Raw genomic sequence first — 11,395 nt, forward strand, 5'->3', positions numbered from 1 at the left:
AGTTATTGCTGCCCATGACCGATCCCGTTCGCGCCACGCCCGATGACAGCACCCTGGTGCGGATCCGTGGGCTGACCACGGTGCTCAACGGCAAGACCATCTTCGATGCGCTGGATCTGGATATTCCGCGCGGCAAGGTCACCGCGATCATGGGCCCCAGCGGTACCGGCAAGACCACCCTGCTCAAGCACATTACCGGGCAGATGCGCGCTGATGCGGGACAGATTCTTGTCAACGGCAAGAACGTGGCCGGGCTGTCGCGCGAACAGCTGTACAAGCTGCGCGAGGGGATCGGCTACCTGTTCCAGAACTCGGCCCTGCTGACTGATTTCGACGTGTTCGAGAACGTGGCGTTTCCGCTGCGCCAGCATACGAAGTTGCCGGAAGTGCTGATCCGCGACCTGGTGCTGCTGAAACTGCAGGCGGTGGGTCTGCGCGGCGCGGCGCGACTGATGCCGAATGAACTGTCCGGCGGCATGGCGCGGCGCGTGGCGCTGGCGCGGGCGATCGTGTTCGATCCGATGCTGATCCTGTACGACGAGCCGTTCGTGGGACTCGATCCGGTGGCGCTGAACCAGGTATTGAAATTGATCCGTACGCTCAACCAGACCCTTGGCATCACCAGTGTGCTGGTGGCGCACGAACTCGAGGCGATCAAGCAGGTCGCCGATCACGTATTCCTGATTGCCAACGGCAAGGTGGTGGCGCAGGGCGATCCGAAAACCATCGCGAATGATGGTTCGCCATGGACGCGGCAGTTCTTCGGCGGTGAGGCGGATGGCCCGGTGCCATTCCAGTATCCGGCCGAGGATCTGGCACAGGCATTGGGCTTTGCCGGAGCCGCGAAATGAACGTGCGTACGCCACAGAGCAATAACGTGGTGATCCAGTCACTGACGCAGATCGGCAACTGTGGCCTGTTCCTGCTCACCTTGCTGATGGCGATCCCGCGCAGCTTCCGTTACGTACGCGAGACCATCCGCCAGCTGTGGTTCGTCGGCGCGATGAGCCTGGCCATCATCATGGTCTGCGGCCTGTTCATCGGCATGGTGCTGCAGCTGCAGCTGTACAACGTGTTGTCGATCTTCGGCAGTACTTCGGCCAGTGGCATGGTGGTGGCGCTGGCGGTCTACCGTGAATTGGGACCGGTGGTGACCGCGCTGCTGTTCGCGGGACGCGCGGGCACCTCGATCACCGCCGAAATCGGCCTGATGCGTGCCACCGACCAGATCGATGCGATGGAGATGATGGCGGTTGATCCGATTGCCTATGTCGCCACGCCGCGTTTCCTGGCGGGACTGATCGCGATGCCGCTGCTGTGCTGCGTGTTCTGCGCGATGGCGATCTTCGGTGGTCACCTGGTCGGGGTGACCTGGCTCGGCATCGACAACGGCACGTTCTGGTCGAACATGACCGCGGTGGTCGTGGTGCACACCGACATCGTCAACGGCGTGCTGTTCAAGAGCCTGGTGTTCGGTGCGGTGGTGTCGCTGATCGCAGTATTCCAGGGCTTCACCACGCCGCCGACCAGCGAGGGCGTGGCCTACGCCACCACCCGTACCGTGGTCGCTTCGTCGATCGCGATCCTGGCGTTGGACTTCGTGCTTACCGCCTTCCTGATGTGACTGCCATGACCAATCGTTTTTCGTTGAGGATTCTGCCGTGAGCCAACAGAGAAGTTCCTATGCCGTCGGCACCGGCCTGTTCATCGTGCTCGGTTTTGCCGCGCTGACCTATCTGGCGACCCAGACCAGTTCGGTGGCGAGCGTGCACCAGGGGGCCGGCTATACCGTCGATGCGCACTTCACCAATATCGGGCAGCTGAAAGAGCGTGCACCGGTGAAGATCGCCGGTGTACGCGTCGGCCAGGTGCAGTCGATCACGTTGGCGCCAGGGCAGGAGGTGGCCGACGTGAAGCTGGTGATCGACAAGTCCTACGATGCAATCCCGCAGGATTCGGTGGCAACCATCTTCACCAGCGGCCTGCTTGGCGACCAGTACATCGGCATCGAATATGGCGCCTCGAAGCAGGTCCTGGCGGCTGGCGGCACACTTGGGCGGACCAAGTCCTCGCAGCCACTGGAAGAGATGCTTGGCAAGTTCTTCGGTGCCGGTGGCGTTGCCGACAACATCGGCGGCACCTACTCGGTGAAGGCAGATTTCAGCAATGTCGGCTCGCTCTCGGTCGGCGCGCCGGTGAAGATGGCTGGCGTGGCGATTGGCAGCGTGCAGTCGGTGCATGCCGATCCGGTCAAGCTGAATGCGCAGGTCGTACTGGCGATCGACAAGCGTTACAACGCAATTCCCGACGATTCATCCGCCGCGGTGTTCACCAGCGGTTTGATCGGCAGTCAGTATGTTGCGATCCAGCCTGGCGGTTCGCCCGACGCGCTCAAGGACGGTGACGAGATGATCCTGACCCAGTCCGCGATGCAGCTGGAGGATCTGATCGGCAAGTTCATGGTCAATGGTTCGTCCAGTGACAAGAAAGATGCCGGCGACGGCAAATCCGATACCCCCGCCGGCAAACACTGAGCCGGTTTTGCTGAAGGAGTTCCCCATGTTGCGCAGACTGGCTCTTGCCACCGCCCTTGCATTCGGCACGATCGCTGCCGCCCCGGTATTCGCCCAGACCGCCGCGCCGGCTGCGGCCGAGCAGGCACCGGTGCAAATCGTGCAGGGCATCGCCGATCAACTGGCTACGGCGATCGATGGACATCGTGACGAGTTGAAGCGCAATCAGGACAAGCTGATCAGCATCATCGACGAGGTGTTCCTGCCGCACTTCGACATCGATTACGCCTCGATCCTGGTGCTCGGCCAGCATGCACGCGAAGCGACGCCGGAGCAGCGCGAGCGCTTCGCCAAGGCGTTCTACAACTCGATCACCCACCGTTACGCCCAGGGCCTGCTTGACTACACCCGTGGCCGCGTCAAGGTGCTGCCGTTCAATGGCGACCTCAACGACAAACGCACCGTGGTGCGCACCCAGGTGGTGCTGGACGACGGCAAGCTGGTGTCGATCGACTACGCGTTCCGCAAGAGCCGTACCGGTGACTGGAAGGCTTACGACGTGATCATCGAGGGTATTTCCTACGTCACCAATTACCGCAACCAGGTGGATGCGGAGATCCGCAAAGTCGGCATCGAGCAGTTGATCAAGAACCTCGAAACCCAGGGCGAGAAGGCGCTGGAGACGATGGACAAGGACAACAAGGGCGCGCAGTGATGACGGCTGCCGCAGGCGGATTTCGGCTGCTGACCGACACACCGGGCACGCTCGGTGTGGACGGTGTGCTGGACTTCGACACGGCGGCGCCGGCGCTGCAGGCGATCCGGTCCGCGCTGGCTGCCGGTCAGGTGGCCCGACTTGATCTGGCCGGCGTCACTCGCAGCGACAGCGCCGGACTGGCCTGTGTGCTGGCGGTCGTCGCTGAAGCTTCCCAGCGTGGCCGGGGTTTGCAGGTCATCCACATGCCGGTTGGCATGCAGGCACTGGCCACCGTCTGCGAAGTGGATCGGTTGATGTCCTGACCTGGTTCTAGGCATGACGTTCATGACGAAGAAGGGGCCCGCGGGCCCCTTCTTCGTTCGTATTGCCATCAGTTCGCCGTTGCCTTCATTGCTTCGGATTGGTCTGACCCGGGTGTTCCTTTTCCCACTGGTGTTGCTGGTCCAGCAGCTGGTCGGGATCGAAGTTCTTGTCGTCCAGCCCCTGCATCTGCTGGATGACGGCTTCAGGCGGGTTGCCGTCATAGATCGCATACAGGCGTTGCTGCCGATACGCGTCGCGGATGAACACGTAGGGATCGTAGGCAGACTGCAGGAAACCCTCGGCATCGATACCGCGCGAGCGCAAGGTCACCAGATACATCGCCTGCGGCAGGTATTGCAGGCCGTTGTAATGATGGTTGCTGGCGAACAGGCTGAGCGGATCGAAGAAGTAACTGTCGACCGGCAGACGCCATACATCGCGCATCGTGCTTGGGCCAGCCAACGGCAGGAACAGGTAATCGCCCTCGGGGAGGCCCCAGCGCGCCAGGGTGACACCGAAGTCGTTGTCTTCCAGCGGCAGGCCGAGCTGGCTGGCCGGATCGAAGAAGCCACCGATACCCAGGGTCAGATTGACCAGGAAGCGGCCGCTGCTCTGCAGCGCCTGTTTCGGGCGCGCCTGCAGCAGATCGTTGGCGACCGTGATCGGCATGCGGATATTGGTGAAGAAATCACTGAACGAGCGACGCACCGGTGGTGTGGTCACGTTGCGATAACCCACCGCCACCGGACGGATTACCGCCTGGTCCACGGTGTCGGTGAATTTGTAAGCCTCGCGGTTGTACTTCTGCAGCGGATCATCGGTGCGCGGTTTGGCGATCGTGCAGCCAGCCAGCAACGCAAGGGCGAGCAGGGGCAGGCAACGGCTCAGGGCGGGGAGGCGCAGCAATGGGGGCATGGTTGCAAGGGGGTCGCGGCAGGGGTGGGCCAGCATAATTGTACTGTCTGGTTTTATATCTTGCACGGCTTTCGGTTCGCTTTCGCGAACAACGCATTGGCTCATCGCAGCCGTGCATCATACGCGCCGCTCACATTGCCAGCCAAGCACCTGCTGGCTACACTGTCAGACCATATAAGTTATTTATTCCCTAAGGATTTCGCATGGCACGTATTACCGTGGAAGACTGCCTCGAGGTAGTCGACAACCGTTTCGAGCTGGTACTGATGGCGACCAAGCGCGCACGTCAGCTGGAGAAGGGTGCCGAACCGGCGGTCAATCCCGACCATGACAAGCCGACCGTGCTGGCATTGCGCGAGATCGCTGCACGCCGCATCGATCAGGCCACGATCGACCAGATCGACAAGGCCGAGCGTGAGCGTGCCGAACGCGAGGCGCTGGAGTGGGCCGCAGCCGAGGTCGACGACGACCTGTCCAAAGGTGGCGACGACTGATGGATGGCGGCGGCTGTAGCACGCGCATCCGCCACACCGGCGCGTCCGGTGCGAGGGGATGCGCGCGCGCGGTCGTCTATCGTTCCGCTTGCGGCGAGGTGGGTGCCTGAAACGGCACCAGCAGTGATGACCGTGGCCGCGCCTCCCGCCTCCGTCGACCTGTCTGTCTTGCCGCCGTATGTGCTGGCTCTTAAAGAGCGTGTTGCCTATCTGCCCGAAGTGCAGGTGGAGCGTGTGCTGCGCGCCTTCCTGCTCGGCGCCGAAGCGCATGCGGGGCAGGAACGCAAGAGCGGTGAACCGTACATCACCCATCCGGTAGCGGTGGCCGGGATCCTGGCCGAACTGCGGCTGGATGCCGAAACGATCATCGCGGCGATCCTGCACGACACTCTGGAAGACACCGAACTCACCCGCGAGGCACTGGCCGCCGAATTCGGCGAGGTGGTGGCCGAGCTGGTCGATGGCGTCACCAAGCTCGACAAGATGCGTTTTGGCAGCCGCCAGGAAGCCGATGCGGAAAGCTTCCGCAAGATGCTGCTGGCGATGGCGCGCGACCTGCGTGTGATCCTGATCAAGCTGGCCGACCGTTTGCACAACATGCGTACGCTTGGGGCCAAGGACGCGCCCTCGCGCCGCCGCATCGCCCGCGAGACGCTGGAGATTTACGCGCCGATCGCGCAGCGCCTGGGCATGAACAAGATCAAGGCGGAGCTGCAGGATCTGGGCTTCCGTGCGCTGTACCCGGATCGCTACCGGGTGATCAGCGAACGCATCCGCGCCGCGCTCGGCAACCGTCGCGAAGCGATGGGCAAGATCGAGATGGCGCTGACCGCACGGCTGGCGACCGATCACCTGAGCTCGCGCGTGGTTGGCCGGATCAAGTCGCCGTGGAGCATCTATTCGAAGATGCACGGCGAGCACAAGAGTTTCACCCAGTTGATGGACGTCTACGGCTTCCGCGTGGTCGTCGACAATGCGATGAGCTGCTATATGGCGCTGGGTGCGGTGCACGCGCTCTACAAGCCGGTCGACAAGCGCTTCAAGGACTTCATCGCGATCCCCAAGGCGAATGGCTACCAGTCGCTGCACACCGTGCTGCTGGGGCCATTCGGCGCGCCGATCGAGGTGCAGATCCGCACGGCCGAGATGGATTCGGTGGCCGAAAGCGGCGTCGCCGCCCACTGGGCGTACAAGACGGACAGCGGTCCGGCCAACAGTGCGCAGGCGCGTGCGCGCGAGTGGTTGTCATCGCTGGCCGACAGCTCGGCGAATACCGCCTCATCGTCGGAGTTCATCGAGAACGTCAAGATCGACCTGTTTCCGGACGAGGTCTATCTGTTCACTCCGCGCGGGGACATCCTGTCGCTGCCGCGCAATGCCACCGCACTGGACTTCGCCTACGCCGTGCACACCGATGTCGGCGACCATGCGGTGGCGGCACGCGTCGACAAGAAGTTGCTGCCACTGCGTACGCGGCTGGAATCTGGCCAGCTGGTGGAAATCATCACCGCACCGTCGGCGGTGCCGAACCCAGCGTGGCTTGAGGTGGTGGTCACCGGCAAGGCACGTACCGCGATCCGCCAGTATCTGAAGCACCTGCAGCATGAGGACGCGGTCGATTTCGGCCACCGCATGCTAGATCGTGCGCTGGATGCACAGGGCAGCAGCCTGGATGGCATCCCGGCGGCGGTGCTGGATCGTTTCCTGGAGGCCTCCAAGTTCAAACGGCTGGAGGAATTGCTCTCGGATATCGCGCTGGGCAATCGCATGCCCGACGTGGTGGCCAGCCAGCTGCTGGGGTCGCGCGGCAAGCGACGTGGTGTCGTGCCGCAGGCATCGCCGCATGTGCACGAGAAGATCCGCATCACCGGCGCCGAGCGCGGCGTACTCAGCTTTGCCAACTGCTGCCACCCGCTGCCGGGCGACGACATCATCGGTTACCTGTCCTCGGGCAAGGGCATCGTGGTGCATCGCGAGGAATGCCCGAACGTGGTCGAGCTGCGCAAATCGCCGGAGCGCTGCGTGGCGATCGAATGGGATCGCGACGTGGAAGGCGACTACCGTGCCGAGCTGCGCATCGAGGTGATCAATCGCCCCGGCGTGCTGGCTACCGTGGCCGCCGCGATCGCCGCGGCCGATTCGAACATCGAGAACGTGGAATACGTCGAGCGTGATGCCGCCGCCGCGACCCTGCTGTTTGCGATGGAAGTGAAGAACCGCAAGCATCTGGCCGACGTGATCCGTCGCGTGCGGCGTACCGGCGTGGTAAGCGGGGCGTACCGCTACCCGCTGTGACTGAGCGGTAGCCGGAATCGCGAATCCGGCGACATCGAGGTTTGCACCAGCGTGTCGAGACGATAGGCTTTGCGATCCCCCAACGGCGACTCCCGAGGAAACCCCATGTCCCGCAGCATCATCGCCACTGAGCTGGCACCGGCCGCGATCGGTCCGTATTCGCAGGCCGTGCGTGCCGGCAATACCGTGTACTTCTCCGGCCAGATTCCGCTCGACCCGGCCACAGCCGCGCTGGTCGATGGCGACATCACGGCGCAGACGCGACGCGTGTTCGACAATCTCACGGCGGTGGCGCAGGCCGCCGGCGGTTCGCTGGCGCAGATCGTGCGCGTGGGCATCTACGTCACTGACCTGGCGAATTTCGCCGCAGTCAATGCAGTGATGGCCGAGTACTTCCAGCCCCCCTATCCGGCACGTTCCACCATCGAGGTGTCCGGTCTGCCGAAGGCGGCACAGGTCGAAGTCGACGCGGTGATGGTGCTGCCGTGATGGGACTGAAGTGATTTGCCGCACGGCTTGCGCCGACAGTCTGCGTCGGCATCTGGCTTACGACATGGGACGGTGCTCGGTTAGGCTTGCACGTCATGGCCGTTCGCACCCCTCGTTCCGCTCCTGCTGCTGACACTGATCCGGGCATCGCCCCGGTCAGTGCGTTGCCCGGTGTCGGCCCGGCATTGGTTGCCGCACTGGCGCGGCTCGGGCTGGAGCGGGTACAGGATCTATGGTTTCACCTGCCGCTGCGTTACGAGGACAAGACTCGCGTCACCGCCATCGCGGATCTATGCGTCGGCGAGCGGGCGCAGGTCGATGGTGTGGTCGAGGCGGTCGAGCGCGGCTTTCGCTATCGTCCGCAGTTGAAGGTGGCGATCGGCGATGCCAGTCAGCAGACCCTCCTGCTGCGCTTTTTCCATTTCAATCGCGCGCAGGCCGAGCAGCTGCTGCCAGGGACCCGCCTGCTCTGTTTTGGTGAAGTCCGGCATGGTGCGCAGGGACTGGAGATGGTGCATCCGCAATATCAGCGGCTGAGCGGTGACGATGCCGTCGCTGTCGATGAATTGCTCAGCCCGATCTATCCGACTACCGAAGGATTGGGGCAGAAGCGTCTGACCGGTGTGATCGGCAACGCGCTGGCGTTGCTGCCAGCAGCAGAACAACTGGAGCTGATTCCATCTGAGCTATGCGCCGAACATGGACTCACCTCGTTGCGCGACGCCCTGCTCTATGTGCACCGGCCGCCGCCGGACGCGCATCTGGGTCAGCTCATGCTCGGTCGTCATCCGGCGCAGCAGCGGCTGGCGTTCGAGGAATTGCTGACCCAGCATCTGAGTCTGAAGCGCATGCGTGCGTCGGTACGTCGGCGGCATGCGCCGGCGCTGAGCGGCACGGGCGAATTGCAGCGGCGATTGCTCGCTGGATTGTCGTTCGAGCTGACGGCGGCACAGCAGCGTGTCGGCGCGGAAGTGGCGCGGGATCTGGCGCAGCCCAAGCCGATGCTGCGACTGGTGCAGGGCGATGTCGGGTCCGGCAAGACGGTAGTTGCCGCGCTGGCCGCCCTGGCCGCGGTGGAGTCGGGCTACCAGGTCGCCTTGATGGCGCCGACCGAGCTGCTGGCCGAGCAGCATCTGCATAATTTCCGGCATTGGCTGCAGCCGCTTGGTATCGAGGTGGAATGGCTGGCCGGCAAGGTGACCGGCAAGACACGCAAGCTGGCACTGGAGCGGGTTGCCGCCGGTGCACCAGTGGTGATCGGTACGCATGCGCTGATGCAGGAGGGGGTGGCGTTTGCGCAGCTCGGGCTGGTGATCGTCGATGAGCAGCATCGTTTTGGTGTGCAGCAGCGACTCGCCCTGCGCGACAAGGGCAGAGATGGCGAACTGGTGCCGCACCAGTTGGTGCTGACGGCCACACCGATCCCGCGCACGCTGGCGATGAGCGCGTATGCCGATCTGGACGTGTCTTCGATCGACGAGCTGCCGCCCGGGCGCACGCCGGTGCAGACCATCGCGATCTCCAATGCGCGACGGCTCGACGTGATCGAGCGCATTCATGCGGCCTGCGGCGAAGGGCGGCAGGTGTACTGGGTGTGCACCTTGATCGAGGAGTCCGAACAGTTGCGTGCACAGGCGGCCGAAGTGGCGCACGCCGAACTGTCCGCCGCGTTGAGCGGTTTCCGGATCGGCCTGATTCACGGTCGCATGAAGCCGAAGGAAAAGCAGGCAGTGATGGATGCGTTCAAGGCCGGTGAACTGTCGGTGCTGGTGGCGACCACGGTGATCGAGGTCGGCGTTGACGTACCCAGGGCCAGCCTGATGGTGATCGAGAACAGTGAGCGGCTGGGGTTGGCCCAGTTGCATCAGTTGCGCGGCCGGGTCGGACGCGGTGCGCTCGCCTCCAACTGTGTGCTGTTGTATCAACCACCGCTGGGTCAGTTGGCGCGCGAGCGGCTGCAGGTGATGCGCGAGACCAGCGATGGCTTTCGCATTGCCGAGAAGGATCTGGAGCTGCGCGGTCCGGGCGAGGTGCTGGGCACGCGCCAGACCGGCCAGCTCGCGTTCCGCATCGCCGACCTGGCTCGCGACGCGCATCTGCTACCGGCCGTGCAGCAAGTTGGCGAGCGCATGCTGACGAAATATCCGCGGCAGACCGAGCGGCTGATCGAACGCTGGATCGGTGGCGCCGCCCGCTACGTGAATGCCTGAGTGCTGGAAATCAGGCATGGCCAAACCGATACCGCAAAGCTTTTTTTGAGGAGTCGCGCCACGTTTCTCAAATGCTTTGCCATTCCGATTTCCGACGCCTATCCCATACACTGAGCGATTCGACAACGACGCTATGCCATGACCCGACCGCAACTGCTGATTGATACCGACCCTGGCGTGGACGACGCGCTGGCCATCCTGATGGCGCATGCGCATGCCGACATCGCCGGTCTGAGCATCGCTGCCGGCAACGTAGGGCTCGGCCATACCGTGCGCAATGCGCGCACCCTGGTTGATCTGCTCGGTGCGAATACACCGGTCTTTGCCGGTTGTGCCACGCCGCTGGTGCGTGCGCCGGACGAGGACGCTGCGTTTGTGCATGGTGAGGACGGTTTCGGCGATGTCGGCTTTGCCGAGCCGAAGGCGCCGTTGGCGAACGAGTCGGCTGCGCTGGCCCTGCTGCGGCTGACCCGTGAGCGCCCGGGCGAACTGACCCTGGTGGCGCTGGCACCGTTGACCAATCTGGCACTGGCGCTGCGGCTGGATCCCACGCTGCCCGAGCGGGTCGCCCGGCTGGTGGTGATGGGTGGTGCGGTGACCGGCCACGGCAATACCGGCAAGGTACCGGCGGAGTTCAATGTCGGCTTCGATCCGGAAGCGGCGCATGTGGTGTTCGAGGCGTTTCCGTCGTTCGACCTGGTCGACTGGGAGGCCACCTTGCGGCATGCGTTCGACGATGCCGAATTCGATCGTTGGCTGGCAGCCGGTGACCAGCGTGCGGATTTCTTCGGGCGGATCGTCGCCACGGCACGTCGCTACAACGCGAAACATGACCGCAGTGGTGTGATCGCTGCCGATGCGCTGGCGATGGCGGTGGCAATCGATCCGTCGATCGTCACCCGTTGCGAGACGCGTGCAGTGGCGGTGGAGCTGGATGGTCGGCTTACCCGAGGTGCCACCGTGGTCGACTGGACTGCGCGGCTGGGTCACCCGGCCCAGGCTAATATTGTGCTGGAAGTGGACCAGGCCCGCTTTGCTGCCATGGTGCAGCGTGCGTTGGGTGTGGAAAGCTGATTCGTTGCGGGTTGGCGCCGGCAGGGTCGTTCCGCGCCCATCTGGCCCGGACTTGCAGCAATGATCGATTCCTCGCTACAATACCGCTCTTTTCACCACCGCTTTAGAGCCTGTCATGAAGCCTGATATCCATCCGAACTACAACCCGGTGGTGTTCCAGGACCTGTCGTCCGACTTCTCGTTCCTGACCAAGTCGACCATGTCCAGCAAGGAAACCATCAAGTGGGAAGACGGCAATGAGTACCCGCTGATCAAGGTGGATATCTCCAGCCATTCGCACCCGTTCTACACCGGCAAGCAGAAGTCGCTGGACGTCGGCGGCCGCGTCGACAAGTTCCGCCGCCGTTATGCGGGCGCTGCCAAGGAATAAGCGATTGCCTGGTC

The 11,395-nt window shown here is 63.5% G+C and carries 12 protein-coding genes; 11 read left to right on the forward strand and 1 reads right to left on the reverse strand.

Annotated elements, in window-relative coordinates:
- Positions 1-14 precede the first annotated feature (14 nt).
- The 5 genes from B0E51_RS02805 to B0E51_RS02825 are packed head-to-tail and all read left to right on the forward strand — an operon-like array spanning position 15 to position 3,533.
- The gene (locus B0E51_RS02805; protein ID WP_077443339.1) at positions 15-851 is read left to right on the forward strand and encodes an ATP-binding cassette domain-containing protein; all 837 of its coding nucleotides are present in this window, start codon (positions 15-17) and stop codon (positions 849-851) included.
- Complete coding sequence (mlaE, locus tag B0E51_RS02810) at positions 848-1,624, forward strand: lipid asymmetry maintenance ABC transporter permease subunit MlaE (protein ID WP_077443340.1); 777 nt, start codon at positions 848-850, stop codon at positions 1,622-1,624. Before B0E51_RS02805 ends, mlaE begins: the two co-directional genes overlap by 4 nt.
- Before the next feature lie 37 nt (positions 1,625-1,661).
- Positions 1,662-2,534 carry an outer membrane lipid asymmetry maintenance protein MlaD gene (gene mlaD / locus B0E51_RS02815; protein ID WP_077443341.1) on the forward strand — a complete coding sequence of 291 codons (873 nt, stop codon included), beginning with the start codon at positions 1,662-1,664 and terminating at the stop codon, positions 2,532-2,534.
- A gap of 25 nt (positions 2,535-2,559) precedes the next feature.
- Positions 2,560-3,228: an ABC transporter substrate-binding protein gene (locus B0E51_RS02820; protein WP_077443342.1), complete on the forward strand. Its 669-nt coding sequence runs from the start codon at positions 2,560-2,562 to the stop codon at positions 3,226-3,228.
- Complete coding sequence (locus B0E51_RS02825; RefSeq protein WP_077443343.1) at positions 3,228-3,533, forward strand: STAS domain-containing protein; 306 nt, start codon at positions 3,228-3,230, stop codon at positions 3,531-3,533. The genes B0E51_RS02820 and B0E51_RS02825 overlap by 1 nt, the downstream gene beginning before the upstream one ends.
- 85 nt (positions 3,534-3,618) lie before the next feature.
- Here B0E51_RS02825 and B0E51_RS02830 read toward each other — a convergent pair whose 3' ends face one another.
- Positions 3,619-4,449 carry a VacJ family lipoprotein gene (locus B0E51_RS02830; RefSeq protein WP_077443344.1) on the reverse strand — a complete coding sequence of 277 codons (831 nt, stop codon included), beginning with the start codon at positions 4,447-4,449 and terminating at the stop codon, positions 3,619-3,621.
- A 203-nt stretch (positions 4,450-4,652) separates the two neighbouring features.
- Between B0E51_RS02830 and rpoZ the strand changes: the two genes are divergently transcribed.
- From rpoZ to B0E51_RS02860, 6 genes are all read left to right on the forward strand, one after another.
- Positions 4,653-4,943, forward strand: a complete 291-nt coding sequence (rpoZ, locus tag B0E51_RS02835) for a DNA-directed RNA polymerase subunit omega (protein WP_007509529.1) — start codon at positions 4,653-4,655, stop codon at positions 4,941-4,943.
- A gap of 126 nt (positions 4,944-5,069) precedes the next feature.
- Positions 5,070-7,238, forward strand: a complete 2,169-nt coding sequence (locus B0E51_RS02840) for a bifunctional (p)ppGpp synthetase/guanosine-3',5'-bis(diphosphate) 3'-pyrophosphohydrolase (RefSeq protein ID WP_077443345.1) — start codon at positions 5,070-5,072, stop codon at positions 7,236-7,238.
- A gap of 105 nt (positions 7,239-7,343) precedes the next feature.
- Positions 7,344-7,727 carry a RidA family protein gene (locus B0E51_RS02845; protein WP_077443346.1) on the forward strand — a complete coding sequence of 128 codons (384 nt, stop codon included), beginning with the start codon at positions 7,344-7,346 and terminating at the stop codon, positions 7,725-7,727.
- Between the two features lie 95 nt (positions 7,728-7,822).
- Positions 7,823-9,937, forward strand: a complete 2,115-nt coding sequence (gene recG, locus B0E51_RS02850; protein WP_077443347.1) for an ATP-dependent DNA helicase RecG — start codon at positions 7,823-7,825, stop codon at positions 9,935-9,937.
- 138 nt (positions 9,938-10,075) lie between these two features.
- The gene (locus B0E51_RS02855; RefSeq protein WP_077443348.1) at positions 10,076-11,011 is read left to right on the forward strand and encodes a nucleoside hydrolase; all 936 of its coding nucleotides are present in this window, start codon (positions 10,076-10,078) and stop codon (positions 11,009-11,011) included.
- A gap of 115 nt (positions 11,012-11,126) precedes the next feature.
- Entirely contained in the window at positions 11,127-11,381 is a 255-nt protein-coding gene (locus B0E51_RS02860) for a type B 50S ribosomal protein L31 (RefSeq protein ID WP_077441007.1), read from the forward strand.
- Positions 11,382-11,395 lie beyond the last annotated feature (14 nt).

This window comes from Rhodanobacter sp. C05 (genome assembly GCF_002001165.1).
Classification (GTDB): domain Bacteria; phylum Pseudomonadota; class Gammaproteobacteria; order Xanthomonadales; family Rhodanobacteraceae; genus Rhodanobacter.

Bases quoted from the DNA above. Each gene is read 5' to 3' on its own strand.
- B0E51_RS02805 (WP_077443339.1), top strand. From the start codon at position 15: ATGACCGATCCCGTTCGCGCCACGCCCGATGACAGCACCCTGGTGCGG.
- mlaE (WP_077443340.1), top strand. From the start codon at position 848: ATGAACGTGCGTACGCCACAGAGCAATAACGTGGTGATCCAGTCACTG.
- B0E51_RS02820 (WP_077443342.1), top strand. From the start codon at position 2,560: ATGTTGCGCAGACTGGCTCTTGCCACCGCCCTTGCATTCGGCACGATC.
- B0E51_RS02825 (WP_077443343.1), top strand. From the start codon at position 3,228: ATGACGGCTGCCGCAGGCGGATTTCGGCTGCTGACCGACACACCGGGC.
- B0E51_RS02830 (WP_077443344.1), bottom strand. From the start codon at position 4,449: ATGCCCCCATTGCTGCGCCTCCCCGCCCTGAGCCGTTGCCTGCCCCTG.
- rpoZ (WP_007509529.1), top strand. From the start codon at position 4,653: ATGGCACGTATTACCGTGGAAGACTGCCTCGAGGTAGTCGACAACCGT.
- B0E51_RS02840 (WP_077443345.1), top strand. From the start codon at position 5,070: ATGACCGTGGCCGCGCCTCCCGCCTCCGTCGACCTGTCTGTCTTGCCG.
- B0E51_RS02845 (WP_077443346.1), top strand. From the start codon at position 7,344: ATGTCCCGCAGCATCATCGCCACTGAGCTGGCACCGGCCGCGATCGGT.
- recG (WP_077443347.1), top strand. From the start codon at position 7,823: ATGGCCGTTCGCACCCCTCGTTCCGCTCCTGCTGCTGACACTGATCCG.
- B0E51_RS02855 (WP_077443348.1), top strand. From the start codon at position 10,076: ATGACCCGACCGCAACTGCTGATTGATACCGACCCTGGCGTGGACGAC.
- B0E51_RS02860 (WP_077441007.1), top strand. From the start codon at position 11,127: ATGAAGCCTGATATCCATCCGAACTACAACCCGGTGGTGTTCCAGGAC.